Consider the following 329-nt stretch of genomic DNA (forward strand, 5'->3'; position numbering starts at 1 on the left):
AGAAACCGTAAACACCGGCGTTGACATGCCGGGGAAGCCCTTATAGTACAATAATTCTCTATATCCAAACTGACCCCGATATTAATCAATTCTCTCATGGGTGCAAGCCCATCATTTTTGATAACGACATTTTTTGCGCAATAGCGACAGTGCATAATTAGAAAGAAAATCCCGGCGATCACGAGACCAAAATAGCTTTCTCGACTCCCCCAAAAATGTGCGCTTAATTTTAAATAAGTTAATCCCCATACGCTTAGGGAAGGTGCGAACAAGTTCCTGATATGAGATCATCATATTCATCCGGAGCGCATCCCAGAGGGACATCATGA

1 protein-coding gene is annotated in these 329 nt (G+C 42.9%); it reads right to left on the reverse strand.

The annotated features are described in order from the left end of the window. Positions 1-111 precede the first annotated feature (111 nt). Positions 112-329: hypothetical protein (locus QMN93_RS26145; RefSeq protein WP_323620248.1), on the reverse strand; the 218-nt coding region annotated here is incomplete at its 5' end.

This window comes from Enterobacter sp. R-1.6.2, from assembly GCF_035064085.1.
Lineage (GTDB): Bacteria > Pseudomonadota > Gammaproteobacteria > Enterobacterales > Enterobacteriaceae > Enterobacter > Enterobacter asburiae_B.